The following is a 24,467-nucleotide window of genomic DNA, read 5'->3' as shown; positions in this document are numbered from 1 at the left end:
GCCTGGCGATGCCCGGCGTTTTCATTTCCGCGCATGGCATCATCGCTGGATGCCTCTTTCCATTTTCCTGCTGGTCCTCGCGGCCGCGGCCCTGCATGCCAGCTGGAATGCAATCGTCAAGCGCGGGCCAGACAAATTCCTCGGCACCGTGCTGGTCACCGGCAGCGCCGCGCTGCTGTCCGCAGCCGCCCTGCCCTTCCTGCCATTCCCCGCCCCGCACAGCTGGCCGTGGCTGGCCGCTTCAGTGCTGCTGCAGGTGACGTACTACGGCCTGGTCGCGCGCTGCTACCAGCAGGTCGACATGAGCCTGGCCTATCCGCTGATGCGTGGCAGCGCGCCGATCCTGGTCGCGCTGGCGGGCACCCTGCTGGGCCAGCAGCTGCCACCGGCGGCGTGGCTGGGCGTGGTGCTGGTCAGCACCGGCATCCTGTGCATGGCAGTGGGTGCGCGCGGCGGCCAACTGCGGCTGCCGCTGCTGACCGCGGCGATGATCGCCACCTACACCCTGGTCGATGCGCAGGGCGCGCGCCAGTCCGGCAGCGCACTCAGTTACACGCTGTGGCTGTTCCTGCTATCGGGCATTCCGCTGCCACTGTGGGCGCTGTACACCCGCGGTGGCGCGGTGCTGGTCTATGCACGCCAGCATTGGCCACTGGGCCTGGCCGGTGGCGTCGGCACCACGGCGTCCTACGCGATGGCGTTGTGGGCGATGACCCAGGCACCGGTGGCGATGGTCGCGGCGCTGCGCGAATCGTCGATCCTGTTCGCGTTGCTGATCTCGGTGTTCCTGCTGCGCGAACGGATTCCGCACGCGCGCTGGCTGGCAGCGGCGCTCATCGTCGGTGGCATGCTGGCCTTGCGGCTGGCGTAGCGGTAATGCCGGCCGCTGGCCGGCAACCCTGCTCCTTTACAACGGCGGCATCGTCTGCAGGTCGCCGTCGACCAGTTCGATCGCCATCACCACCGCATCTTCGCGGCCCTGTGCGGCCGGATAGTAACGCGGGCGGCGGCCGATCTCGTTGAAGCCTTCGCTGTGGTACAGCGCCAGCGCCGGCGTGTTGGACGGACGCACCTCCAGGAACACACGCTGCGCGCCGCGGTCACCGGCCAGCTGCACCAGAGCGCGCAGCAGCTGGCGTCCGAGTCCACGCGACTGGGTCAGCGGGTCGATGCAGATGTTCAGCACATGGGCCTCGTCGGCCGCGATGCTGAGTACGCCATAGCCGATCAACTGGCCATCGCGCTCCATGGCCAGACCCGGGTAGCCCGCACGCAGGCAGTCGACGAAGATGCCGCGGGTCCACGGGAACGGATAGCCACGTACTTCGATCGCCATCACCGCGTTGAGATCGCTCTCGCGCAGCGCGCGCAGGCTGACCGGACCGGGCAGGCTGACCGCACTCATGGCGTGCCCCGCTTGCGCAGGGCACGCAGCTGCGGCCACAGCGCGCGCTTGGCGGCCGGGTCCTGACGCAGCTGGTCCAGCGGCCAGCTGTCCATCAGGGACTGCGTGGCCGGATCGTTGGGGTTGCAGCCGGACGCACGCAGCAGGGCAATCTGCAGGCGATCCGGCAGGCGCACCACCGGCTGCCGCGCATTGCCGCCCGGCAGCGGACGACTGGGGGCCGGCGCGGTATCCGGTGCGCTGACCGGAGTCTCGCGACGCGGCGGCGCCGGGCGTTCCTGGCGGGAAACCGGTGCGGCTTCAGCCCGAGGCGCGCGCGCGGGTGCGGTGGGTGCCCGCGCCTGCTCCGCCGCTGGCGTGGCAGCCGTCTCGGCTTCGGCCACACTCAGCTGCAGCGCGGCATCCAGTTCCGCGGCCACTTGGCCGTCGTGGTAGACGGTGTAGCCCATGGCCTGCAGCCAGGCCTGCTGGGCCGGTGACCACAGCACGGGCAGGTCCTGGCTCACGCGGCCTCGGGCTTCTTGCGCAGGCGCTGCACGGCCCACATCACCGGGCCGGACAAGGCGTACAGGATGCCGACTGCGAACAGCACACGCGGCAGATCGATGACCGCGATGGCGATCGCCACCGGCACCAGTGCCAGCACCAGGAACGGGACGCGGTCGGAACGGGTGCCCTTGGCGGCACCGCCCTTGAAGCTCCAGAAGCGGATGCGGCTGACCATCAGCAGCGCAGCGATGATCGTCACCGCCAGCGCCACGTAGCGCAGCTGGTTGCCGTCCCAGCCCAGGTTGCCATCGGCAAAGGCCCAGACGAAGGACATCATCAAGCCAGCCGCAGCCGGGCTGGCCAGGCCGACAAACCAGCGCTTGTCGACCACCGCCACCTGGGTGTTGAAGCGGGCCAGGCGCAGCGCGGCACAGGCGGCATACAGGAAAGCGACGGCCCAGCCGACACGGCCGAGCAGCGGGTCATCGAACTTCAGCCACGACAGCGACCAGTGGTACATCACCAGCGCCGGGGCCATGCCGAAACTGACCAGGTCGGCCAGCGAGTCGTACTGCACGCCGAATTCGCTGCTGGTACCGGTCAGGCGCGCAACGCGCCCGTCCAGGCCATCCATCACCGCCGCCACGAACACGGCGATGCTGGCGTTGACGAAATCCCCGTTGGCCGCGGCGATGATCGCGTAGAAACCGGCGAACAGGCCGGCGGTGGTGAACAGGTTAGGCAGCAGGTAAATCGTGCGCGAACGCGGCGGCGGTGTGATCGGGTCCATGGAATCCAGTTTAATCGACTTGCCAGTGCTCGGCGCCAATGCTGCAATCGGCGTTCTACGCCCATTCCGTGGAGTTTGCCATGCGTGCCCTGTCCTGCCTTGGATGCCTGCTGCTGTTGGCCAGTGCCAACGCCGTGGCTGGCCCGGTCTATAAATGGAAGGACGCCCATGGCGTGACCAAGTATTCGGAGACCCCGCCGGCGGGCAGGAAATTCGAGACCCGCGAGCAGGCCCGCACCCCGCAGGCCGCGGCCAGCGCCGAAACCCCGGCCACACCCGTGCCGGAGCAGTGCAGCACCGCCCGTGCCAACCTGGCCCTGCTGGAAGGCTCCGGCCAGGTGATGCAGGACACCAATGGCGACGGCAAGCCCGACAGCCCGTTGAACCCGGAGCAGCGCAGCGCGCAGAAGGGATTGGCGGAGGCCGCCATCAAGGCCTACTGCCCACCGGCGGGTTAAAGGGGGTCGGCAGGGCTGCGCCCTGCACCTGCAGAGGCTGCAAGCAACGGCAACGGCAACGTCAAAAGCGGGCATTCCGTGGAATGGCGGGGCGGTGTGGGATTGCGGGGACGCCGCAAGTACCTCCATGTAGGCTTGGCAGCCGCATCCATGCGGCTGACACCCCGCAATCCGACACCGCCCCACCCGCCATCTCCCAGGAAACCCGCTGTTGTTGTTGCTGTTGCTGTTGACGTTGCTTGAGGCGGGTGCAGGGCGCAGCCCTGCCGATACCCCTCCCCCCGGCGGGGCTGGCAGAATAGAGGTCTCTGCCGTTATCCGAAGCCGACGATGCGCCTCTCCCAGTTCCACCTGCACACCACCAAGGAAACCCCCAGCGACGCCGAGCTGACCAGCCACCGGCTGATGCTGCGCGCGGGCATGATCCGCAAGCTGGCGTCGGGCCTGTACACCTGGTCGCCGCTGGGCCTGCGCGTGCTGCGCAAGGTCGAACGCATCGTGCGCGAGGAAATGGACCGCGCCGGTGCCGTGGAATTCCAGATCCCGACCATCCAGCCGAAGGAACTGTGGGAGCAGACCGGCCGCTGGCAGAAATTCGGCCCGCAGCTGCTGAAGATCAAGGACCGCAAGGACCAGGTGTTCTGCTACAGCCCGACCGCCGAGGAAGCCGCCTGCGACTTCGCGCGCAGCGAGCTGTCCAGCTACAAGCAGCTGCCGGTGAACTTCTACCAGGTGCAGACCAAGTTCCGCGACGAGATCCGCCCGCGCTTCGGCGTGATGCGCTCGCGCGAGTTCCTGATGAAGGACGCTTATTCGTTCCACCTGCACGATGAGTGTCTGGTGCGCGAGTACGAGAACATGAAGTCGGCCTACAGCCGCATCTTCACCCGCCTCGGCCTGGATTTCCGCATGGTGCAGGCGGACTCCGGTGCGATCGGCGGTGATGCCTCGCAGGAATTCCACGTGATCGCCGATTCCGGCGAAGACGCGCTGGTGTTCTCCACCGGTTCGGACTACGCGGCCAACATGGAAGCGGCAATCGCCGCCGATCCGGCACCGCGTGCCGCCGCCAGCGAGGCCATGCGCAAGGTCGACACCCCTACCCAGAAGACCTGCGAGGATGTCGCGGCGCTGCTCGGCATCGACCTGCAGCGCACGGTGAAGTCGGTGGCACTGATCGCCGGCGAAGGCAAGGCACAGCAGTTCGTGCTGGTGCTGGTGCGCGGCGACCATGAGGTCAACGAGATCAAGCTGGCCAAGGTTGCCGGCCTGGAAGAACAGCGCTTTGCCAGCGAGGCGGAAATCGCCGAGTACCTGGGCAGCGTGCCGGGCTTCCTCGGCCCGGTCGCCCCGGCCAAGGCCATCCGCGTGGTGGCTGATCGCGAAGTGGCGGCGATGTCCGACTTCGTCGTCGGCGCCAACGAAGCCGGTTTCCACCTGGCCGGCGTCAACTGGGGCCGTGACCTGCCGGAACCGGAAGTGGCCGACATCCGCAACGTGCGTGCCGGTGACCGCGCGCTGGACGGTGGCGAACTGAAGATCGCCCGTGGCATCGAAGTCGGCCATGTGTTCCAGCTGGGTCGCAAGTACGCCGAAGCGCTGGATGCCACCGTGCTGGACGAGAACGGCAAGGCGGCGGTGATGGCGATGGGCTGCTATGGCATCGGCATCTCGCGCGTGGTCGCTGCCGCGATCGAACAGAACCATGACGATGCCGGCATCATCTGGCCGGACGCGATGGCGCCGTGGCAGGTGGTGGTGTGCGTGATCAACCCGAAGGGTGACGCCGCCGTGGCCGATGCAGCCGCCAACCTGCTGCAGGAACTGCGCGATGCAGGCCTGGACGCGGCGCTGGACGACCGAGGCCTGCGCCCGGGCGCGATGTTCGCCGACATGGAACTGATCGGCATCCCGCACCGCGTGGTGGTCAGCGAACGCGGCCTGGCCGCCGGTACCTACGAGTACCGCTCGCGCCGCGCCAGCGAAGCGGAAAGCCTGGACAAGGCCACCCTGCTGCAGCGCCTGCAGGGTTGATCAGTAAAAGACCGGGGCATGCCCCGGTCTTTTTTTACCTGACGCCCCCTTGAGAAATATTGCAGCAGACATAATCCGGTCAAAATCGAAGCAATGCGGCCGGCATGTCGCCAAGCCTTGTCCTGCCTGCATTTGTACTCTGATTAATTCATCTTTATTCTGTCCGCCGACGCCATGGACTGGCTCGTCCCGTCCACACATTAGTTTCCGGAGTAACCGTAAATGAGCATTGACCTGACCGGCCTGTCGGCACGCGAGCTGGGCGCCCTGATTCGCACCGCCAAGAAACAGCAGACCATCGTCGCCAAGCGCCGGCCGATCACCAAGGTTCGCGCCCAGCTGACCAAGCTGGCCAAGACCGAGGGTTACACCATCGAGGAACTGTTCGGCGACGCCCCGGCCCCGCGCGCCCGCAAGGTAGCCAAGGTCGCCAAGGCACCGTCGAAGACCGCTGGCCGCAAGCTGGGCAAGGTTGCCCCGAAGTACCGCAACCCGGCCAACCCGAAGGAAACCTGGACCGGCCGTGGCAAGCAGCCGCGCTGGATGGCCGAGCTGACCGCCAAGGGCAACAAGAAGCCGGAAGATTTCCTGATCAAGAAGGCCTGAGGCCAGATCGGGATGCAATGAAAAACGCCGGCGAAAGCCGGCGTTTTTTTGTTTGTAGAGCCGAGCCCACGCTCGGCTATCCATATCCGAAGCCGAGCATGGGCTCGGCTCTACAGAGTCTTGCGAGCAGGCATCAGCAGGTTGCCGAACAGCAGGCCCGCCACCAGCGCCATCACCACGTTGAGCACGGTGAGGAACACGCTCTGGCCGGCGCCCACGTCCTGCTGCTGGACCAGGGTCAGCACGCCGCGCAGGCTGGTGCTGCCGGGTACCATCATGATGATGCCCGGCAGGCGGATGATCGCACCCGGTCGGCCAACCAGGCGGCCGAACAGATTGCCACCGGCGGTCAGCAGCATCGCCGACAGGAAGATACCGGCGGGCGCGCCCCAGGCGTGGCCACCGAACTTGGAGATCGCATAACCGGCCACCGAGGCGGCGATCACCCACGGGTAATCACGGCGGTTGGCCTTGAACAGCATCGCGAAGGCGAATGCCGCGGTCAGCAGCGAACCCCACTCCACCCAGGGCCCCTGCGGCCGCGTGGCGCGGATCACCGGATCCAGCCCGAGCACGTCGGCCAGGGTCACCGCGATCATCGCGCCGACACTGAGTTTCATGATGGTGGTCAGCGCACCGGCGAAGCGCGCGGTCCCCGACACCCAGTGCTGGCTGGCCAGCTCGTTGACCGCATTGGTCAACGACATGCCCGGCAGCAGCACCACCAGCGAGGCGATGATCACCGTATTGAGGTTGAGTGCACCGACAAAGGACGCGACCAGGGTGGCGACCAGGCCGGCCAGCAGCGCGGCCAGTGCCTCGGCGGCTTCGCGGGTTGCCGGGCGACGGTCGGTGACCATGCCGAGCAGGCCGATCATCAGGCCGATGACACCGGCGGTGGCGATGTCCAGCCACGGCAGCTTCCACATGCCGGCCACGCCGGCCGCGCCGAGGGTGAACGAGAGGATGGTGCGCAACTTGCCGCGGCGTCCCGGGTCCTTGTCCAGCTGGCGCAGCGCGGTGTGGCCCTGGGCGATGCTCATCCGCCCGTTGGCCACTTCCTCGGCGATATGGTCGGCGACGCTGAGCTTGTGCAGATCGTTTTCACCGGGCGCCAGCCGGATCACGCGGGTGATGTCACTGGAGCCGATCGCCTGCGCCGGGTCGCTGAAGCTGAGGATGATACCGGTGGGATTCGACCACGGTTCACAATCCAGATCGAGCTGGCGGGCAAGTGCCACTACCGCCGTTTCCAGGCGCTGAGCCGTTGTGCCATAGCTGTGCAGGCGTCCGGCGATCTCGGAAACGAAGGCCACGCGCTGCGCGTAGGTGGCCTGGGGCGTGGGGATCGTGTGAGCGTCTGCGGACATGCGCCGTAGTATTACCTAGCCTGGGCCTTACCGGAGAAATTCATCCGAGTTCGACGCGATGCCCAATACAGAACGGTTATGCTGCGACCCGAATGGCCCAAGTGACCCCGAACCACGCCCCCCAGCTCGAACAGGATGCCCATGACCCGGGCGTGATCCACCTGTCCGGCACCTGGACCTTGAAGACCGCGCTGGCCGCGGCCGAAGTCCTGCGCGGCGTTCCCGATACGCTGACCGGCATCGATGCCACCGCCATCGAGAAGATGGATTCGGCCGGCGTGCTGCAGGTGCTGCGCGTAGCCCATCGCGCCGACCTCGGCGAGGACGCACTGAAGTTCCGCCCGGATCACCAGGCGCTGGTGTGCACCATCGAGGAAGTCGCCGACGACCGGCCCAAGCCCAAGCGCGACTTCGGCGTGCTGGCGGCGCTGGAACGGCTGGGTGTCAGCGTCCATGCCACCGGTCACAACATCAAGGCGCTGTGCAGTTTCCTCGGCGAGAACCTGGTCAAGGCCGCACGCCTGGTGAAGGAACCGCGCCGGTTCCGGCTCACCGCCACCGTGCACCAGATGGAACAGGTGGGCCTGGATGCGGTGCCACTGGTAGCGCTGCTGTCGTACCTGGTCGGCGCGGTGATCGCCTTCCTCGGCTCGACCATCCTGCGTGACTTCGGTGCCGAGATCTATGTGGTCGAACTGGTCAACATCGCCTTCCTGCGCGAGTTTGCCGTGCTGCTGACCGCCATCGTGCTGGCCGGCCGCACCGCCAGCGCCTTCACCGCGCAGATCGGTGCGATGAAGGCGCGCGAGGAAATCGACGCGATGCGCACCCTGGGCCTGGATCCGATCGACCTGCTGGTGCTGCCACGGCTGCTGGCGTTGCTGGTCACCCTGCCGCTGCTGACCTTCATTGCAATGGTCGCCGGCCTGGCCGGCGGCATCACCGTCGGTGCGTTCGACCTCGATATCCCGCCGCAGATGTACATCGCGCGCATGCACGAGACGATGGAAGTGCGGCACATGCTTGTCGGCCTGTCGAAGGCGCCGGTGTTCGCGCTGGTGATCGGCCTGATCGGCTGCCTGGAAGGCCTGAAGGTCGAAGGCACGGCGCAGTCGGTGGGCGAACGCACCACCTCCAGCGTAGTGCAGACGATCTCGCTGGTGATCATCATCGACGCCTTCGCGGCGTTGTGGTTCATGCACATGGACTGGTGACATGAGCACGCATCCGACACCCGAAGAAATTCCCATGCAGGACGACGACGGCCACGACCTGGCCATCCGCGTGCGCGGGCTGGTCAACCGCTTCGGCAGCCAGACCGTGCACGAAGACCTGGACCTGGACGTGCGCCGCGGCGAGATTCTGGGCGTGGTGGGTGGTTCGGGTACCGGCAAGTCGGTGCTGATGCGCTCGATCCTCGGCCTGCGCGTGCCCGATGCCGGGCAGATCGAAGTGCTTGGCCGCGACGCGCGCGCCGATGATACCGAGAGCCGCCTGCACATCGAACGCAATACCGGCGTGCTGTTCCAGGACGGCGCGCTGTTTTCGTCGCTGACCGTGGGCGAGAACGTGCAGGTACCGCTCAAGGAACACCACCGCGAGCTGCCCGAGCGCTGGCATTACGAGCTGGCGCTGTTGAAGGTGAAGCTGGCCGGCCTGCCCGCCGATGCGATCAACAAGCTGCCCTCGCAGCTGTCCGGTGGCATGCGCAAGCGCGCCGGCCTGGCCCGGGCGCTGGCACTGGATCCGCCGCTGCTGTTCCTGGACGAACCGACCGCCGGTCTCGACCCGATCGGTGCGGCGGCGTTCGACCGCCTGATCAAGACCCTGCAGGAAGCGCTGGGCCTGACCGTGTTCCTGATCACCCACGACCTGGACACGCTGTATGCCATCTGCGACCGGGTGGCGGTGATCGCCGACCGCAAGGTGGTGGCCAACGCCCCCTTGCCGGACATCGAGAAACTGGATCATCCGTGGATCCAGGAATACTTCCACGGACCGCGCGCGCGTGCCGCGCGTGGCGAACAGATCGAGAGTGCCTGAGCCATGGAAACCAAAGCCAACTACGTGCTGATCGGCGCGTTCACCCTGATCACCGGCCTGGCCCTGCTGGCCTTCGGCCTGTGGGCCGCCAAGTACTCCTCCGACCGCACCTGGCAGGAGTACCGCGTGGTGTTCCGCGAAGCCGTGACCGGCCTGTCGGTGGGCAGCCCGGTGCAGTACAACGGCATCGCGGTGGGCTCGATCACCGAGTTGAACCTGGTGCCCGACGACCCGCGCCAGGTCGTCGCGCGCATCCGCCTGAACTCCAACACGCCGGTCAAGACCGATACCCGCGCCAAGCTGGCGATCACCAGCCTGACCGGCCCGTCGATCATCCAGCTCAGCGGCGGCACGCCGCAGTCGCCGGCACTGACCACGGTCAACAAGGATCCGGCGCCGATCATTCCGACCACGCCGTCGGCCCTGCAGAACATCACCGACGTCGCCAACCGCATTGTCGAGCGCATGGACCAGATCCTCAGCGACCGCAACGTGGCCTCGATCAACGCCACACTGGCCAACCTGGAAACGATCAGCGGCGGCCTGGCCGACCGTGATCAGGGCACGCAGGCGCTGCTGCTCAGCGCGCGCGATGCCGCCCGCAGCCTGGACACCACGCTGAAGACCACCAACGGCACCATCGAGCGCCTGGACAGGAATCTGGTGCAGCAGCTGCCGGGCATCATCGACAAGCTCGACGGCACCCTGGCCAAGCTCGATTCGGCCGCCGGCAACGCCGATTCGATCCTTGGCGAGAATCGCGCCGCGATCAACAGCTTCGCCAACGATGGCCTCGGCCAGCTGGGCCCGACACTGACCGAGCTGCGCGGTCTGATCCGCGACCTGCGCCGGGTCAGCGACCGCCTCGAGAACAACCCCGCGCGCTACCTGCTGGGCCGCGACGCACCGAAGGAGTTCGAACCCAAATGAGCCCGACCACCCTTCCGCGCCGGCTGCTGGCCGCTTCGATGGTCACCCTGCTGGGCGGCTGCTCCATCCTTGGCAGCAGCGAGAAAACCGCGGTGACGCTGTACTCGCCGTCGGTGCAGGTCAAGGCCGACCCGGCGTGGCCGCAGGCCAGCTGGCAGCTGGTACTGGCCAAGCCCAGCGCCGCGCGCATGGTCGACAGCCCTCGCATCAACGTGCGGCCGACACCGTCGCAGTTGGAGATCTACAAGGGCGCCAGCTGGGCACAGCCGGCCACCGACATGATCGAGGACACCCTGCTGCGCGGCTTCGAGGACTCCGGCCGCATCCGCGGCGTGGCCCGCAGCACTGCCGGCATCCGCGCCGACTACAAGCTGTCCACCGACGTGCGCCGCTTCGAATCCGATTACCAGGGTCAGGCGACGCCGACCGTGGTGATCGAGGTCAACGCCAAGCTGATCCATGTGGCCGACCAGCGCGTGGTCGCCGACCGTACCTTCCGCCAGGCGCAGCCGGTCGGCAGCACCGATGTTCCGGCGGTGACCGCGGCCTTCGAGCGTGGCCTGCAGCAGCTGGCACAGGACATGGTGGGCTGGACGCTGCAGAGCGGGCAGGCCGACCAGCCGACTGTCACGCGCTGATCGATCAGCGCGGCGTAATCCAGCGGAACGTCAGGTTGATCCGTTCACCCTGCACCCGCGCCATCTTCGGCAACGCGTGCTGGTAGAACCTCTGCGTCTGCCCTGCCATCACCAGCAGATCGCCATGGCCGAGCAGATACTCGGCCTTCCGCGTCGGGCCGTCGCGCCGGCGCAGCAGGAAGCGCCGTGCCGCGCCCAGGCTCAGTGAAGCAATCACCGGCATCGGGCCCAGTTCGGGTTCGTCGTCACTGTGCCAGCCCATGTAATCGCCACCACCGCGATAGCGGTTCAGCAGTACGCTGTTGAACCGGCCGAAGCCTTCCGCCTGCAGGCGCTCGCGCATGGCCTGCAACGCGGGGGGCCACGGGTGCGGAACGAATTCAGCCCCGGAATAGCGGTAGCGCGCCTGGGGGTCACCGATCCAGCAGCTCAACCTCGGCGAATCCACCCAGCTGCCGAACATGCGGATGCGATGGATCTCCCAGGCCACGTCGGCCTGCAGCGCGGACAACAGCCCGTCGGCATCGGCGGCAGCCAACCAGCCCGGCAGGTGCTGGACATCGGCATCGGGGAGCTCATGGGGAAACAGCATGGCCGCACAGTAACACCTGGCGGATTTGCCGTTGCAGCGGCGATTACCTGAAAATGGCTGCAGTCCCACCGTTGGTCCCGAATCATGCGCCGCCCCCCGTTTCCCAGGTTCCATCCATGAGCCACGCGGCGCCCGGCATCCGCCAGCTCACCTTCTCGGTCCTGCGCGCGCTGTTCCGTGCCCTGCCGATGCCTGCGTCACTACGTGATCGTCTGCGCAACCGGGGACTGGACCGTATCGGCAGCTGGAGCCCGCCACCGCCCCGCGGCCGTGTGGGTGCAGCGGCCGATGGCGCACGTGCGCTGCTGCGCGCCGATGAACGGGCGATCGGCTACGCCGCCGCAGAAGACGCGCCATTGCCGGCCACGCTGCCAGCCACGTTGGTGGCCTTCTATCTGCCGCAGTTCCATCCGTTCGAAGAGAACGATGCCTGGTGGGGCAAGGGCTTCACTGAATGGCGAAATGTCAGCCGCGCCCTGCCCCAGTTCGAGGGCCATGTACAGCCACGCCTGCCCGGCGACCTGGGCTTCTATGACCTGCGTGTTGGCGAGACGCTGCGGGCGCAGGCCAAACTCGCTGCAGACCATGGCATCGGCGCTTTCTGCTTCTACTTCTACTGGTTCAGCGGCCATACGCTGATGGAGCGGCCGCTGCGGCAGTGGTTGGCCGACAGCACGATCGACTTGCCGTTCTGCCTGTGCTGGGCCAACGAAAACTGGACCCGGCGCTGGGACGGCCGCAACCAGGACGTGCTGATCGGCCAGCAGCATAGCGAGCAGGATGATCTCGCTTTCATCGCGCACGTCGCCGACTACCTGCGCGACCGCCGCGCCTTGAAGGTCGATGGACGTCCTGTGCTGCTGCTGTATCGCCCGCAGTTGCTGCCCGATCCCAAGGCCACAGCTGCACGCTGGCGCGGGTGGTGCCGTGACAATGGCATCGGCGAGATCCATCTGGCCTATGTCCAGAGCTTCGAGCGCCCGGACCCACGCGATATCGGCTTCGATGCCGCCGTGGAGTTCCCACCGAACATCGCCGCGCCACGTCAGTTGAACACCTCCCAGTTCCTGCTCAACCCCGACTACGAAGGCGACGTGCGCGATTGGCGCGAACTTGCCTCGCAGATGCGCAAAGCGCCGTTACCGGACTATCCGCTGTATCCGGGCGTCAATCCGGGCTGGGACAACGAGGCTCGCCGCCCCGGGCGCGGCCGTGTCCTGCTGCACGCCTCGCCGCGGGGTTACGGCGACTGGCTGCACGACACGGTGCACGAGCGACTGCGCGATGTAGCACCGTCCCGGCGCATGGTGTTCATCAACGCCTGGAACGAATGGGCGGAAAGTGCCGTGCTCGAGCCCGATGCCCGCCTCGGCCATGCCTGGCTGCAGGCCACCCGACGCGCGCTGGCACCGCCACCATCCGTGCCATCGCGGCCGTGCATCGTCATCCATGCCTGGTACCTGGATGCGCTGCCGGAGCTGCTGCAGGCGGTGAAGGACAGCGGGCTGCAGGCGCGCCTGGTCATCACCACCAGCGCGGACCGCCAGGCTCAGGTGCAGTCGATCGCCGATGCGCAGGACATGCCTGCCGAGATCTGGGCCTACGACAACCACGGTCGCGACATCCTGCCGTTCCTGCACGCGGCCGATCGCCTGCTGCAGCAGAACGAGTCGCTGGTGCTCAAGCTGCATACCAAGCGCTCCACCCATCGCGACAACGGCGACCAGTGGCGAAGAGAGATGGTCGATGCCCTGCTGGGCCCGGCACGGGCTGCCGCCAACCTGGCCCATCTCCAGGCCGATCCCCACCTGGGGCTCATGGCGCCTGCCGGGCATCTGCTGGATGTGGCCGACTATATGGGTGGCAATGCACAGCGCATGGAGCGGCTGTGGGCACAGCTGGGTCTGGACGGCGCGCCCGGCGACGGGCAGTTCGCGTCCGGCAGCATGTTCTGGGTGCGCCTGCAGGCACTCCGCCCGCTGCTGGATGGGCATCTGCTGCCCAGCATGTTCGATGTCGAAGCCGGCCAGATCGATGGCACGCTGGCCCATGCCATCGAGCGCGCGACCGGCGCCGTGGTCACGTGCGCCGGCTTCTCGGTGGGTGACACTTCCCAGGTGCAAGGCGCCGCCGCCCCACCACCAGCATCCGCGGGCTATCCATACGCCCGCGGGAGCTGAACTTCCGGCGTCAGGCGCGGGCGAACGTCACGCCCGTTTTTTCCTTCAGTTCGTCGTCGCTGACACCCGGCGCTGCTTCCACCAGCAGCAGGCCCTTGTCGGTCACGTCGAACACGGCCAGGTCGGTGATGATGCGGTCGACCACGCCCACGCCGGTCAGCGGCAGCGTGCATTCGGCCAGGATCTTGTGCTCGCCGTTCTTGGCGGTGTGCTCCATCAACACCACCACGCGCTGCACGCCGGCCACCAGATCCATCGCGCCGCCCATGCCCTTGACCATCTTGCCGGGCACCATCCAGTTGGCCAGGTCACCCTTGTCGGTGACCTGCATGGCGCCGAGGATGGCCAGGTTGACGTGGCCACCGCGGATCATCGCGAAGCTGTCATGGCTGCCGAAATAGCTGGCACCGGCACGCGCGGTGACGGTCTGCTTGCCGGCATTGATCAGGTCGGCGTCCACTTCGGCGTCGGTCGGGAACGGGCCGATGCCAAGCAGGCCGTTTTCCGACTGCAGCCACACGTCCACGCCTTCAGGGATGTGGTTGGCGACCAGGGTCGGCAGGCCGATGCCCAGGTTCACGTAGGCGCCATCGGTCAGTTCGCGGGCGGCACGCGCCGCCATCTCATCGCGGGTCCACGCCATGTCAGTTGCCCTCCGCGCGGATGGTGCGCTGTTCGATACGCTTCTCAGGATGCGGGTTGTGCACGATGCGGTGCACGTAGATGCCCGGCAGGTGCACCTGGTCCGGGTCGATGGCACCGACCGGCACCACCTCTTCCACTTCCACGATGCAGACCTTGCCGGCCATCGCACAGGCGGGGTTGAAGTTGCGCGCGGTCTTGCGGAACACCAGGTTGCCGGCCTCGTCGGCCTTCCACGCCTTGACCAGTGCCACATCGGCGCGCAGCGCGGTTTCCATCACGTAGTGCTTGCCGTCGAACTCGCGGGTTTCCTTGCCTTCGGCCACCACCGTGCCATAGCCGGTGGCGGTGAAGAACGCCGGAATGCCTGCACCGCCGGCGCGCAGGCGTTCGGCCAGGGTGCCCTGCGGGTTGAATTCCAGCTCGAGCTCGCCGGCCAGGAACTGGCGCTCGAACTCCTTGTTCTCGCCCACGTAGGACGAAATCATCTTCTTGATCTGCCGGGTTTCCAGCAACTGGCCCAGACCGAAGCCATCGACCCCGGCATTGTTGGAGATCACGGTCAGGCCCTTGGCGCCACTGTCGCGCAGCGCGGCGATCAGGGCCTCGGGGATGCCACACAGGCCGAAGCCGCCCACGGCCAGCGTCTGGCCATCGGCGACCACCCCTTGCAGGGCCTCCGCCGCACTGGCGAAGCGCTTGCTGCGCTTGCCGGTGGAAGTCGATTGCTGCATCTCTACTGCCCTACCCGGTGAGAATGTTGCCATTCTAGCGGTACACCCGATACCGGCTGGGGTGCGCCGCAGCATGAACCGGTATGCCCGGCCGCCTTTCCGTAGAATGTCCCCTTCCCCGCTTGCGGTGCCCTTGGCAACGCGCGCCGCAGATGGAGAGGACAGGACGACGCATGGCCGTAGTATTCACCGGAGGGGAACTGTCCCGCTGGCTGGATGCCGGGACACTGGAAAGAGGCAGGCAACGCGCAGGTGCCGTGCACGCGCTGCACTACAGAGCGCCGCTGCTGACCGCGCAGGTGGAAACCTGGCAGGTGACCATCGACCTGGACGCCAGCGCCCGCGCTCCGCGCAGCCCTCTGCAGAGTCGCTGCACCTGCCCGGCGGGAGGCTCCTGCGAGCATGTCGCTTCGGTCCTGTTGGCGGCACTGGGCACGTCACTGGAGGGCGACACGGGCCCGCTACGTCCCGCTGCGCATCCGACGCTGCCAACCCTGCCGATCCAGGCGATGACACCGATCCTCCATCTGCACAGCCTGGAGTACCGACCCGACTGGCTCACCGAGCGCGATCCTTCGCAGTGGCTGGACGTTGCCACCCTCGCGTTCGAGTATGACGAGCACGTACGCTTTCTCGACGACCCGTCGCCGTTCGTGCACGGCCCGCAGGGCCAGCTCTACCTGCTGCCGCGTGACCTCCACGAGGAGGCACGGCGCGAAGATGAACTGCGCAGCGTGCATCTGCACCGTGAGCGGCAGCCACGCATCGTCCTGGACGGCGGCGGCCCATTGTTCGAACTGCGCAGTTTCGACTGGACCCGCTTCCTGCTGGATGACGTGCCGCGGCTGGAGGCCCTAGGCTGGAAAGTGGAGGCAGACGACGATTTCCGCCATCGCATCACCCGGGTGGATGAAATCGATCTGGACATCCAGGCGGACCCGCAGGATGCGGGCTGGTTCAATCTGGGCCTGGAGATCCAGGTGGACGGCCACAACGTGTCCATGGTTCCGCTGCTGCAGCAGGTACTGAATGCCGATCCTCGCTGGTCGCGCGGACAGCTGGACGCCATTGGCGATGACGAGAACATCCTGCTGACTGCCGGTGGCAATACACGCCTGGCGCTTCGGGCGTCGCGATTGAAACCGGTCATTGCCCTGCTGGCCGACCTGTTCACCCCGCGCGATGTGCCGTTGCGGCTGTCGATGCACGATCGCGGTCGGCTGCAAGCCCTGAAGGACGACGCACACCTGCAGCTGCGGGGCCACGGGGACACCCAGGCACTCGTGCAGCGCCTGCTGCAGGCGCCTGCCCCGGAAGACGTAGCAACGCCTGCCGGATTGCAGGCGACGCTGCGTGGCTATCAGCGCGATGGCCTTTCGTGGCTGCAGTACCTGCGGCAGCAGCGCCTGGGCGGCGTACTGGCCGATGACATGGGGCTGGGCAAGACTCTTCAGACCCTGGCGCATCTGCTGGTCGAGAAGGAAAGTGGCCGCCTGGACCAGCCGGCGCTGCTGGTGGTGCCGACCTCACTGCTGCACAACTGGCAGAGCGAAGCGGCACGCTTCACCCCGGACCTGCGCGTGCTGACCCTGCACGGATCGACGCGCGAGACGCTGTTCGACGCGATTCCCGCGCATGATCTCGTACTGACCACCTACCCCCTGCTGTGGCGCGACGAACAGGCGCTGCAGGCACATGCCTACCATCTGCTGATCCTGGATGAGGCCCAGCAGGTGAAGAATCCGAAGTCACGCGCTGCCGTCACCCTGCGCACGCTGCAGGCCCGCCATCGCCTCTGCCTGACCGGTACGCCGCTGGAAAACCATCTGGGCGAACTGTGGACGCAGTTCGATTTCCTGCTGCCCGGCCTGCTCGGCACCGAGAAGCAGTTCAACCAGCATTGGCGCCACCCGATCGAGCGCGGGAGCGACCACCGCCGTGCCCAGCTGCTGGCACAGCGGCTGCGTCCCTTCATCCTGCGCCGGCGCAAGGACGAGGTGGCTGCCGAGCTGCCGCCGAAAACCCTCATCACCCGCGCGGTGACGATGGAGGGCGGGCAGCGCGATCTCTATGAAACCGTTCGGGCGGCAATGGAGAAACAGGTCCGCGAAGCCATCAGTGACAGCGGTCTGGCGCGCAGCCACATCCGGGTGCTGGATGCGCTGCTGAAGCTGCGCCAGGTCTGCTGCGATCCGCGGTTGCTGCCGGGCGAAACGACGGCACGGGCTGCAGGCTCGGCCAAACTGGAGCTGTTGCGCGAGATGCTGCCGCCGATGGTCGAGGAAGGTCGTCGCATCCTGTTGTTCTCGCAGTTCACTGGCATGCTGGCGCTGATCGCGCAGGCGCTGGACGATCTGGGACTGGCCTATGTGACCCTGACCGGTGATACCCAGGACCGGGCCACGCCGGTGCAGCGTTTCATGCAGGGTGACGTCCCGGTGTTCCTGATCAGCCTCAAGGCAGGTGGCGTGGGGTTGAACCTGACCGCGGCCGACACCGTCATCCATTTCGATCCCTGGTGGAATCCCGCCGCCGAGAACCAGGCCAGTGACCGCGCTCACCGGATCGGCCAGCAGCAGCCGGTGTTCGTCTACCGGTTGATCGCCGCAGGCAGCATCGAAGAGCGGATTGCCGAGCTGCAGGAACGCAAGGCCCTGCTGGCCGAATCGATTCTCGAAGGCGGTGGCAGCGCCGGGCCGCGCTTCAGCGAAGAAGACGTGCAGGCACTGCTGGCGCCACTGCCGGGCCTGCCGGCCAGACGCACCCGCAGGCCGGGCCGACGGCCGCCGCAGCACTGACCGGAACACCCAGTCAGGTGGCGTTTCCCGATGGAAACGATTCCCATACGGGACTGGGACTACAATTGAGGGCTGAGCTCACAAAGGATCTGATCGATGCCCCTGCCCGCTTTCAAGGCCTACGATATCCGCGGCCGTGTGCCGGAAGAACTGAACGAGGACCTGGCCCGCCGCATCGGCGTCGCCTTGGCCGCACAGCTCGCTCCCGGCCCGGTGGTCCTCGGCCATGATGTGCGCCTGACCAGTCCGGCACTGCAGGATGCGCTGGCCGCAGGCCTGCGTGGGACCGGCCGTGAGGTGATCGACATCGGCCTGTGCGGCACCGAAGAGGTCTACTTCCAGACCGATCACCTCGGCGCGGCCGGCGGCGTGATGGTGACCGCCAGCCACAACCCGATGGACTACAACGGCATGAAGCTGGTCAAGGAGAACGCGCGGCCGATCAGTTCGGATACCGGCCTGTTCGCGATTTCCGACGCGGTCGCCGCCGATACGTCCGAAGCCCGGCCGCCGCGTGCCGGGCAGACCGCCCAGCATGACAAGCACGCCTACATCCAGCATCTGCTGAGCTATGTCGACGCCGGCAAGCTCAAGCCGCTGAAGCTGGTGGTCAACGCCGGCAACGGCGGCGCCGGCGCCATCGTCGACCTGCTCGCACCGCACCTGCCGTTCGAGTTCATCCGCATCTGCCACGAACCGGACGGCAGCTTCCCCAACGGCATTCCCAACCCGCTGCTGCCGGAAAACCGCGCTGCCACCGCCGACGCGGTGCGCGAACACGGCGCCGACTTCGGCATTGCCTGGGACGGTGACTTCGACCGCTGCTTCTTCTTCGACCACACCGGCCGCTTCATCGAGGGCTATTACCTGGTCGGCCTGCTGGCCAAGGCGATCCTGGCGCGCAACCCGGGTGGCAAGATCGTGCATGACCCGCGCCTGGTCTGGAACACCGTGGACATGGTCGAGCAGGCCGGCGGCGTGCCGGTGCAGTGCAAGAGCGGCCATGCCTTCATCAAGGAAAAGATGCGTGCCGAAGATGCAGTGTACGGCGGCGAGATGAGCGCCCATCACTACTTCCGCGAATTCGCCTATGCCGACTCCGGCATGATCCCGTGGCTGCTGATCGCCCAGCTGGTTTCCGAGAGCGGCCGCTCGCTGGCCGACTGGGTCGAAGACCGCATGGCGGCCTACCCGTGCAGTGGCGAAATCAACTTCAAGGTTGCCGATGCCAAGGCCGCCGTCGCGCGCGTGATGGAGCACTTCGCGGCGCAGTCGCCCGCGCTGGACCATACCGATGGCATCAGCGCCGACTTCGGCGACTGGCGCTTCAACCTGCGCAGCTCCAACACCGAGCCGCTGCTGCGCTTGAACGTCGAAGCACGTGGTGACGCCGCATTGATGCAGGCGCGCACCGATGATATCGCCCGCCTCATCCAGCAGTAATCAAGGAAGATCATGAGCCGCATCCAGCCTGTCATCCTTTCCGGTGGTTCCGGTACCCGCCTGTGGCCGCTTTCGCGCGAGGCGTATCCGAAGCAGTTCCTGCCACTGGCAGGCGAACTGACCATGCTGCAGGCCACCTGGCAGCGCGTCGCTCCCATCGCCGCGCACGGTCCGCTGGTCATCGCCAACGAGGAGCACCGTTTCGTCGCCGCCGAACAGCTGCAGCAGGTCGGGGCTGAACCGGCCGCGATCATCCTGGAGCCGGTGGGTCGCAATACCGCTCCGGCCATCGCCGTGGCCGCGCTGGAGGCCACCCGTGACGGTGCGGATGCATTGCTGCTGGTACTGCCTTCGGACCATGTGATCACCAACGAAGCTGCCTTTCGCGATGCGGTACAGGCTGCAGCCAGTGCCGCCGAATCCGGCAAGCTGGTGACCTTCGGCATCGTGCCGACAGGCCCGGAAACGGGCTACGGCTATATCAAGGCCGCCGACGGCCAGGGTCTGCGCGCGGTCGAGCGTTTCGTCGAGAAGCCCGACCTGGACACGGCCACCGGCTACGTCAGCAGTGGCCAGTACTACTGGAACAGCGGCATGTTCCTGTTCAAGGCATCGCGCTACCTGCAGGAACTGGAACGCTTCCAGCCGGCAATGCTGGCTGGCAGCCGCCAGGCCTGGCAGCAGGCCCGCCGCGATGCCGACTTCACCCGCCTGGACAAGGACGCCTTCAGCGCTGTGCCGTCCGACTCGATCGACTATGCGGTGATGGAAAAAACCGCAGACGCGGTGGTGATCCCGCTGGACGCGGGCTGGAACGACGTCGGTTCCTGGACCGCACTGCGGGATGTCTCGCAGCAGGACAGTGATGGCAACGCCCACCAGGGTGATGTGATCGCCATCGACTGCCGCAACACCTACGCCTATGCCCAGCGGCTGGTCGCCCTGGTTGGGCTGGATGATGTGATCGTGGTCGAGACCGATGACGCGGTGCTGGTCGGCAAGGCCGACCGCATGCAGGAGGTCAAGACGGTGGTGGCGAAGCTGAAGGCCGAAGGCCGCAGCGAAGCCACCTGGCACCGCAAGGTCTACCGCCCCTGGGGTGCCTACGACTCGATCGACAATGGTGAGCGCTTCCAGGTCAAGCGCATCACCGTCAAGCCCGGCGGCACGCTCAGCCTGCAGATGCATCACCATCGCGCCGAGCACTGGATCGTGGTCAGCGGCACCGCCGAGGTGACCCGCGGCAACGACGTGATCCTGCTCAGCGAGAACCAGAGCACCTACATTCCGCTGGGCGTCACCCATCGCCTGCGCAACCCCGGAAAACTGCCGCTGGAACTGATCGAAGTACAGTCGGGCAGCTACCTGGGCGAGGATGACATCGTGCGGTTCGAGGATACCTACGGGCGCAACTGACGCGGTGGATCCTTCGGCGGGCAGTCAGACATCGACGGCCCGCCGGCCCTGCTCATCGGTCGCCGGATACCGACGGATCGACTTTCACCGGCAGAATCGCGCGCAGCTTCGGATCATCCAGCTGGGCCTTCAGCTTCGCCGCATCCGGGTACGGCAGCTCGAACTCGCCGACGTCCAGCGCAGCCGGATCGCCGGTGACCAGATAACGCACCGCATTGGCCTGCTGTACCCGGCAGTCCGCAGCGAACTCACGGATCTTGCGGACGTCCTTGCCCACCTGGCTCAGCGGCGCCACCACCACCAGCAGCGTGAACAGGACCACTGCGGTACGCGCTGCGTGGCGCATCCGCGACGCGGGCAGCAGGTTCCAGAGCTGCAGTGCAAACCACGCATTGGCGAACAGCCCAGGTACGAACAGTTCGGTGTAGCGCGATGCAGGAACACGCATCTCATGGCCGCGACCGTAGGCAATCGCCACGCCCTGCAGCGCTGTCCAGATGCACAGGCCAGCCATCACCAGATCGGTCCTGCTCGCCTGCCTGCGCAGCAGCATGCGCGCGATCATCACCACACCGGGCAGCCATACGATGATGACTGCCCAGTTCGAGCGTGCCGGCCACGCCAGGGTATGCGTTGCCGCCAGCAACAGCTCCGCCAGCGACTGTGCACGTAGCATGCCGTGACCATCGATGACGGGAATCGAGCGATAGGCAACGATCGCCAACACCGCCAGTACCGCCGTCGCACAGATTGCCGGAGTGCGGTGGCCAGGCAGGCACAGGCAGGCGATCACGCAGGTGATGCCGACCGCGACGGCCGTCAGCATGCCCGAGGCCATGGTGGTGGCGGCCAGAACGCTCAGCGCGATGGCCGCCAGCAGCGCAGGAATGCTCTGATGATGGCGCGCAGCCAGTCCAACGGCGGCAATGCTGGACAGAATGAGGAAGTAGAACTGGCTCTGGAACCCGACCAGGAAGTTCTGCCAGGCAAACGGCAGGACCGACATCAGCAGTGCAAAGGCAACCAGCAGCCGGCGTCCGTTGGCCGCTGCTGCGTCCCGCAGCGCGTACCAGACCAGCAGCGCGGGAATGAAGCAGAACACCAGCGCGCTGATGCGTGCTTCGTAGACGTTGTTCCACTGCCCGGTCAGCAGATAGGACAGCAGTGCCACCAGACGGGTCGGCAGGATGCGATGCTCGTTATGCGGCGTCAGCAACGTGCTCCACTGCAGCGTCCCGTTCAGCCAGGGCTGCAGTGCAGTGGCGCCTTCTCCGTCCCACTGGTCCCAGAAGGGCATCGGCGTGCTGAAGAACTGCACGTAGAGCAGGCGCACCAACAGCGCCATCACTGCTACACCGGCGGCCACAGCCAGTGGGGACCATCCATTCCTTGCGGCGGGCGCAGTGCACGCTCTGCTCATGAATTCCTTCTCGTCGACGATGAATGCGCCGCGCGATGGTGGAGCCATTTGCAGGAGCTGTCAAAGAAAAAGGCGCGCCGCGAACCCTGTTCACGGACACGCCCCTTTGCCTGCGCTACCTCAGCCGCGGGCCGCAGCGACCTCGCCGATCACGCGCGACAGGCCGTCTTGCCACGTCGGCAGCACGATGCCGAAATCCTGCTGCAACCGACGGTTGTCCAGCACCGACCAGGCCGGGCGCTTGGCGGGCGTCGGATACTCTGAGCTGGGAATCGCCTCGACGGCGGGCACCTTCGTCAACACGCCCGTCGCCAGCGCCTCGGCAAAAATCGCCTCGGCAAAGCCATGCCAGCTGGTCTGGCCACTGGCGGTCAGGTGCCAGGTGCCCGACAACTGCCCCGGATGCTGCAGTGCCTGCGCGGTGACATCGGCGATCAGCGCCGCCGGCGTCGGCGTACCCACCTGGTCAGCTACCACACGCAACTGCTCCCGCTCGGCGCCGACACGCAGCATGGTGCGGAGGAAATTCGCACCATGCGAGGCATACACCCATGCCGTGCGGAAGATCAGGTGGCGTCCTGCCGCCGCCCGTACGGCGTCCTCACCATCACGCTTGCTGGTGCCGTAGACACCCAGCGGCGCGGTCGGTTCGTCCTCACGGTACGGGGAAGTGCCCTGTCCATCGAACACATAATCGGTGGAGTAATGCACGAACGGCACGCCATGCGCCGCACACCAGCGTGCGATCACGCCCGGCGCCTGCGCGTTGGCCGCAAAGGCGGCGTCGACCTCCTGTTCGGCACGGTCGACGGCGGTGTAGGCGGCCGCGTTGACCACGATCGACGGCTGCAGCCGGTCAAGCAGGGCCGGCAAGCTGTCCGGCTGGCCGAAATCGGCGGTTTCGCAGGCGCTGCCATCGGGCAGGACGCCGCTGCGGGTGGTCGCGACCACCTTGCCCAGCGGCGCCAGCGCGCGCAGCAGCTCCTGGCCGACCTGGCCGTTGCCGCCGAATACCAGAACCGTCATGGCACGTAGACCGGCAGGCGGTCTTCAGCGATGTCCTTCAGGAAGGGGGCGTTCTCGTCCTTGGCCGACAGCGTCGGTGCACTGACCGGCCAGTCCACGGCGATGTCTGCATCGTTCCAGCGCACGCCGGCATCGAAGTCCTTGAGGTAGACCTCAGTGCACAGGTAGCTGAACACCGCGCGTTCGGACAGCACAGCGAAGCCGTGGGCGAAGCCTTCCGGAATCCAGAACTGCTTCTTGTTCTCCGCGCTCAGCACCACCGCTTCCCACTGGCCGAAGGTCGGCGAACCGCGACGGATGTCGACGGCCACGTCATAGACCTCGCCTTCCAGCACGCTGACCAGCTTGCCCTGCGGCCGCGGCCACTGGTAGTGCAGGCCGCGCAGCACGCCCTGCGCCGAGGTGGAAACATTGCTCTGCACAAAGCGATCCGGCAGGCCCAGCGCAGCGAAGCGCTCGGCGTTCCAGGTTTCGAAGAAGTAACCACGGGCATCGCCGAACACGGCCGGCTCGATCACCACACAGCCGGGCAACTTGGTTTCAATCACTTTCACGGAACGACTCCACGCAGGGCGAGCTTGTGCAGGTACTGGCCGTAGCCATTCTTGATCAGCGGTGCAGCCAGTGCTTCCAGCTGCTCGGCGGTGATCCATCCCTTGCCAAACGCGATTTCTTCCGGGCAGCAGACCTGCAGGCCCTGACGGGTCTGGATGGTCTCGATGAAGTTGGATGCCTCCAGCAGCGACTGGTGGGTGCCGGTATCGAGCCAGGCGTAGCCACGGCCGAGCGCCTCCAGATGCAGGTGGCCTTCACGCAGGTAGCGCTGGTTCAGATCGGTGATCTCCAGCTCGCCACGCGGCGACGGCTTGAGCTCAGCCGCATAGTCACTGGCATTGCCGTCGTAGAAGTACAGGCCGGTGACCGCGTAGTTCGATCGCGGATTCTCCGGTTTCTCGACCAGGTCGATGACCTTGCCGTCCTTGTCGAACTCGGCCACGCCGTAGCGTTCCGGGTCATTGACCCAGTAACCGAACACGGTCGCGCCCTGCTCGCGCTGGTCAGCGTTGCGCAGCACCTCGCGCAGGCCATGGCCATGGAAGATGTTGTCACCCAGCACCAGGCAGCTCGGCTTGCCGGCGACGAAATCACGGCCGATCAGGTAGGCCTGGGCCAGGCCATCGGGGCTGGGCTGCACGGCGTACTGGATGTCCATGCCCCACTGCGAGCCGTCGCCGAGCAGCTGCTGGAACAGCGCCTGCTCGTGCGGCGTGTTGATGATCAGCACTTCACGGATGCCCGCCAGCATCAGCACGCTGAGCGGGTAGTAGATCATGGGTTTGTCATACACCGGCAGCAGCTGTTTGCTGACGCCCTTGGTGATCGGATACAGCCGGGTGCCGGAGCCGCCGGCGAGGATGATGCCCTTGCGCTGGGTCATGAGGTCTCCTGGGTT

At 66.6% G+C, this 24,467-nt stretch carries 23 protein-coding genes; 12 read left to right on the top strand and 11 right to left on the bottom strand.

All coding sequences use genetic code 11. The features are described 5' to 3' along the window. The first annotated feature begins 49 nt into the window (after window positions 1-49). The gene (locus tag FQS62_RS02925; RefSeq protein WP_208043735.1) at window positions 50-871 is read left to right on the top strand and encodes an EamA family transporter; all 822 of its coding nucleotides are present in this window, start codon (window positions 50-52) and stop codon (window positions 869-871) included. Between the two features lie 36 nt (window positions 872-907). On the opposite strand, the gene rimI is transcribed toward FQS62_RS02925, so the two are convergent. Genes rimI through pssA form a run of 3 tightly spaced genes read right to left on the bottom strand, consistent with a single transcriptional unit; the run spans window position 908 to window position 2,684 of the window. Further along, window positions 908-1,405: a ribosomal protein S18-alanine N-acetyltransferase gene (gene rimI / locus FQS62_RS02920; protein ID WP_049447575.1), complete on the bottom strand. Its 498-nt coding sequence runs from the start codon at window positions 1,403-1,405 to the stop codon at window positions 908-910. Further along, window positions 1,402-1,911: a hypothetical protein gene (locus FQS62_RS02915; protein WP_208043736.1), complete on the bottom strand. Its 510-nt coding sequence runs from the start codon at window positions 1,909-1,911 to the stop codon at window positions 1,402-1,404. The genes rimI and FQS62_RS02915 overlap by 4 nt, the downstream gene beginning before the upstream one ends. Continuing rightward, on the bottom strand, window positions 1,908-2,684 hold the full coding sequence (pssA, locus tag FQS62_RS02910) for a CDP-diacylglycerol--serine O-phosphatidyltransferase (protein ID WP_005415206.1): 777 nt from the start codon (window positions 2,682-2,684) through the stop codon (window positions 1,908-1,910). Before pssA ends, FQS62_RS02915 begins: the two co-directional genes overlap by 4 nt. A gap of 80 nt (window positions 2,685-2,764) precedes the next feature. On the opposite strand from pssA, the gene FQS62_RS02905 reads away from it, so the two are divergent. The 3 genes from FQS62_RS02905 to FQS62_RS02895 all read left to right on the top strand — a co-directional run bounded on the left by FQS62_RS02905 (window position 2,765) and on the right by FQS62_RS02895 (window position 5,782). Beyond that, window positions 2,765-3,142 carry a DUF4124 domain-containing protein gene (locus FQS62_RS02905; RefSeq protein WP_226053641.1) on the top strand — a complete coding sequence of 126 codons (378 nt, stop codon included), beginning with the start codon at window positions 2,765-2,767 and terminating at the stop codon, window positions 3,140-3,142. A 330-nt stretch (window positions 3,143-3,472) separates the two neighbouring features. Further along, window positions 3,473-5,176: a proline--tRNA ligase gene (locus FQS62_RS02900; protein WP_049446182.1), complete on the top strand. Its 1,704-nt coding sequence runs from the start codon at window positions 3,473-3,475 to the stop codon at window positions 5,174-5,176. A 222-nt stretch (window positions 5,177-5,398) separates the two neighbouring features. Further along, a complete protein-coding gene (locus tag FQS62_RS02895) occupies window positions 5,399-5,782 on the top strand; it encodes an H-NS histone family protein (protein ID WP_005415203.1) in 384 nt (127 codons plus the stop codon). A 110-nt stretch (window positions 5,783-5,892) separates the two neighbouring features. Here FQS62_RS02895 and FQS62_RS02890 read toward each other — a convergent pair whose 3' ends face one another. Then, window positions 5,893-7,152, bottom strand: coding sequence for a threonine/serine exporter family protein (locus FQS62_RS02890; RefSeq protein ID WP_004142069.1), 1,260 nt, complete (start codon window positions 7,150-7,152; stop codon window positions 5,893-5,895). A 92-nt stretch (window positions 7,153-7,244) separates the two neighbouring features. Here FQS62_RS02890 and FQS62_RS02885 point away from each other — a divergent pair, with 92 nt between their 5' ends. From FQS62_RS02885 to FQS62_RS02870, 4 genes are read left to right on the top strand one after another with little or no spacing between them, the layout of a single operon-like run. After that, entirely contained in the window at window positions 7,245-8,366 is a 1,122-nt protein-coding gene (locus FQS62_RS02885; protein ID WP_057500365.1) for an ABC transporter permease, read from the top strand. A 1-nt stretch (window position 8,367) separates the two neighbouring features. Next, window positions 8,368-9,195, top strand: coding sequence for an ABC transporter ATP-binding protein (locus tag FQS62_RS02880; protein ID WP_057500366.1), 828 nt, complete (start codon window positions 8,368-8,370; stop codon window positions 9,193-9,195). A 3-nt stretch (window positions 9,196-9,198) separates the two neighbouring features. Then, window positions 9,199-10,125: an MlaD family protein gene (locus tag FQS62_RS02875; protein ID WP_057500367.1), complete on the top strand. Its 927-nt coding sequence runs from the start codon at window positions 9,199-9,201 to the stop codon at window positions 10,123-10,125. Then, a complete protein-coding gene (locus tag FQS62_RS02870; protein WP_208042913.1) occupies window positions 10,122-10,763 on the top strand; it encodes an ABC-type transport auxiliary lipoprotein family protein in 642 nt (213 codons plus the stop codon). Before FQS62_RS02875 ends, FQS62_RS02870 begins: the two co-directional genes overlap by 4 nt. 4 nt (window positions 10,764-10,767) lie before the next feature. Here FQS62_RS02870 and FQS62_RS02865 read toward each other — a convergent pair whose 3' ends face one another. Continuing rightward, window positions 10,768-11,355 carry an alpha-ketoglutarate-dependent dioxygenase AlkB family protein gene (locus FQS62_RS02865; RefSeq protein ID WP_208042914.1) on the bottom strand — a complete coding sequence of 196 codons (588 nt, stop codon included), beginning with the start codon at window positions 11,353-11,355 and terminating at the stop codon, window positions 10,768-10,770. Window positions 11,356-11,471: 116 nt separating this feature from the next. Between FQS62_RS02865 and FQS62_RS02860 the strand changes: the two genes are divergently transcribed. Then, window positions 11,472-13,535 carry a glycoside hydrolase family 99-like domain-containing protein gene (locus FQS62_RS02860; RefSeq protein WP_208042915.1) on the top strand — a complete coding sequence of 688 codons (2,064 nt, stop codon included), beginning with the start codon at window positions 11,472-11,474 and terminating at the stop codon, window positions 13,533-13,535. Window positions 13,536-13,545: 10 nt separating this feature from the next. Here FQS62_RS02860 and FQS62_RS02855 read toward each other — a convergent pair whose 3' ends face one another. Then, window positions 13,546-14,178 (bottom strand): CoA transferase subunit B, encoded by a 633-nt coding sequence (locus FQS62_RS02855; RefSeq protein ID WP_208042916.1) that lies wholly within the window; start codon window positions 14,176-14,178, stop codon window positions 13,546-13,548. Window position 14,179: 1 nt separating this feature from the next. After that, on the bottom strand, window positions 14,180-14,911 hold the full coding sequence (locus FQS62_RS02850) for a CoA transferase subunit A (protein ID WP_049434964.1): 732 nt from the start codon (window positions 14,909-14,911) through the stop codon (window positions 14,180-14,182). Between the two features lie 173 nt (window positions 14,912-15,084). Here FQS62_RS02850 and FQS62_RS02845 point away from each other — a divergent pair, with 173 nt between their 5' ends. The 3 genes from FQS62_RS02845 (at window position 15,085) to FQS62_RS02835 (ending at window position 20,568) form a co-directional block, all read left to right on the top strand. Then, entirely contained in the window at window positions 15,085-17,709 is a 2,625-nt protein-coding gene (locus FQS62_RS02845) for a DEAD/DEAH box helicase (RefSeq protein ID WP_208042917.1), read from the top strand. Between the two features lie 96 nt (window positions 17,710-17,805). Then, on the top strand, window positions 17,806-19,152 hold the full coding sequence (locus FQS62_RS02840; protein ID WP_088480375.1) for a phosphohexomutase domain-containing protein: 1,347 nt from the start codon (window positions 17,806-17,808) through the stop codon (window positions 19,150-19,152). Between the two features lie 12 nt (window positions 19,153-19,164). Beyond that, window positions 19,165-20,568, top strand: coding sequence for a mannose-1-phosphate guanylyltransferase/mannose-6-phosphate isomerase (locus FQS62_RS02835; RefSeq protein ID WP_208042918.1), 1,404 nt, complete (start codon window positions 19,165-19,167; stop codon window positions 20,566-20,568). A gap of 52 nt (window positions 20,569-20,620) precedes the next feature. On the opposite strand, the gene FQS62_RS02830 is transcribed toward FQS62_RS02835, so the two are convergent. From FQS62_RS02830 to rfbA, 4 genes are all read right to left on the bottom strand, one after another. Then, window positions 20,621-21,913: a hypothetical protein gene (locus tag FQS62_RS02830; protein WP_208042919.1), complete on the bottom strand. Its 1,293-nt coding sequence runs from the start codon at window positions 21,911-21,913 to the stop codon at window positions 20,621-20,623. Between the two features lie 195 nt (window positions 21,914-22,108). Further along, a complete protein-coding gene (rfbD, locus tag FQS62_RS02825; RefSeq protein WP_154348473.1) occupies window positions 22,109-23,014 on the bottom strand; it encodes a dTDP-4-dehydrorhamnose reductase in 906 nt (301 codons plus the stop codon). Beyond that, entirely contained in the window at window positions 23,011-23,568 is a 558-nt protein-coding gene (gene rfbC, locus FQS62_RS02820; protein ID WP_004141806.1) for a dTDP-4-dehydrorhamnose 3,5-epimerase, read from the bottom strand. Before rfbC ends, rfbD begins: the two co-directional genes overlap by 4 nt. Next, entirely contained in the window at window positions 23,565-24,452 is an 888-nt protein-coding gene (gene rfbA / locus FQS62_RS02815; RefSeq protein WP_057500378.1) for a glucose-1-phosphate thymidylyltransferase RfbA, read from the bottom strand. Before rfbA ends, rfbC begins: the two co-directional genes overlap by 4 nt. Window positions 24,453-24,467 lie beyond the last annotated feature (15 nt).

It is taken from the genome of Stenotrophomonas sp. SBJS02 (genome assembly GCF_020428325.2).
Lineage (GTDB): Bacteria > Pseudomonadota > Gammaproteobacteria > Xanthomonadales > Xanthomonadaceae > Stenotrophomonas > Stenotrophomonas africana.
This window is presented reverse-complemented; position numbering and strand designations above follow the sequence as displayed.

Bases quoted from the DNA above. Each gene is read 5' to 3' on its own strand.
- FQS62_RS02855 (WP_208042916.1), bottom strand. From the start codon at position 14,178: ATGGCGTGGACCCGCGATGAGATGGCGGCGCGTGCCGCCCGCGAACTG.
- FQS62_RS02880 (WP_057500366.1), top strand. From the start codon at position 8,368: ATGAGCACGCATCCGACACCCGAAGAAATTCCCATGCAGGACGACGAC.
- FQS62_RS02835 (WP_208042918.1), top strand. From the start codon at position 19,165: ATGAGCCGCATCCAGCCTGTCATCCTTTCCGGTGGTTCCGGTACCCGC.
- rfbA (WP_057500378.1), bottom strand. From the start codon at position 24,452: ATGACCCAGCGCAAGGGCATCATCCTCGCCGGCGGCTCCGGCACCCGG.
- FQS62_RS02840 (WP_088480375.1), top strand. From the start codon at position 17,806: ATGCCCCTGCCCGCTTTCAAGGCCTACGATATCCGCGGCCGTGTGCCG.
- FQS62_RS02900 (WP_049446182.1), top strand. From the start codon at position 3,473: ATGCGCCTCTCCCAGTTCCACCTGCACACCACCAAGGAAACCCCCAGC.
- FQS62_RS02890 (WP_004142069.1), bottom strand. From the start codon at position 7,152: ATGTCCGCAGACGCTCACACGATCCCCACGCCCCAGGCCACCTACGCG.
- FQS62_RS02830 (WP_208042919.1), bottom strand. From the start codon at position 21,913: ATGGCGCTGTTGGTGCGCCTGCTCTACGTGCAGTTCTTCAGCACGCCG.
- FQS62_RS02905 (WP_226053641.1), top strand. From the start codon at position 2,765: ATGCGTGCCCTGTCCTGCCTTGGATGCCTGCTGCTGTTGGCCAGTGCC.
- FQS62_RS02885 (WP_057500365.1), top strand. From the start codon at position 7,245: ATGGCCCAAGTGACCCCGAACCACGCCCCCCAGCTCGAACAGGATGCC.
- FQS62_RS02895 (WP_005415203.1), top strand. From the start codon at position 5,399: ATGAGCATTGACCTGACCGGCCTGTCGGCACGCGAGCTGGGCGCCCTG.
- FQS62_RS02875 (WP_057500367.1), top strand. From the start codon at position 9,199: ATGGAAACCAAAGCCAACTACGTGCTGATCGGCGCGTTCACCCTGATC.
- FQS62_RS02845 (WP_208042917.1), top strand. From the start codon at position 15,085: ATGGCCGTAGTATTCACCGGAGGGGAACTGTCCCGCTGGCTGGATGCC.
- FQS62_RS02925 (WP_208043735.1), top strand. From the start codon at position 50: ATGCCTCTTTCCATTTTCCTGCTGGTCCTCGCGGCCGCGGCCCTGCAT.
- rfbD (WP_154348473.1), bottom strand. From the start codon at position 23,014: ATGACGGTTCTGGTATTCGGCGGCAACGGCCAGGTCGGCCAGGAGCTG.
- pssA (WP_005415206.1), bottom strand. From the start codon at position 2,684: ATGGACCCGATCACACCGCCGCCGCGTTCGCGCACGATTTACCTGCTG.
- FQS62_RS02865 (WP_208042914.1), bottom strand. From the start codon at position 11,355: ATGCTGTTTCCCCATGAGCTCCCCGATGCCGATGTCCAGCACCTGCCG.
- FQS62_RS02870 (WP_208042913.1), top strand. From the start codon at position 10,122: ATGAGCCCGACCACCCTTCCGCGCCGGCTGCTGGCCGCTTCGATGGTC.
- FQS62_RS02860 (WP_208042915.1), top strand. From the start codon at position 11,472: ATGAGCCACGCGGCGCCCGGCATCCGCCAGCTCACCTTCTCGGTCCTG.
- rimI (WP_049447575.1), bottom strand. From the start codon at position 1,405: ATGAGTGCGGTCAGCCTGCCCGGTCCGGTCAGCCTGCGCGCGCTGCGC.
- FQS62_RS02850 (WP_049434964.1), bottom strand. From the start codon at position 14,911: ATGCAGCAATCGACTTCCACCGGCAAGCGCAGCAAGCGCTTCGCCAGT.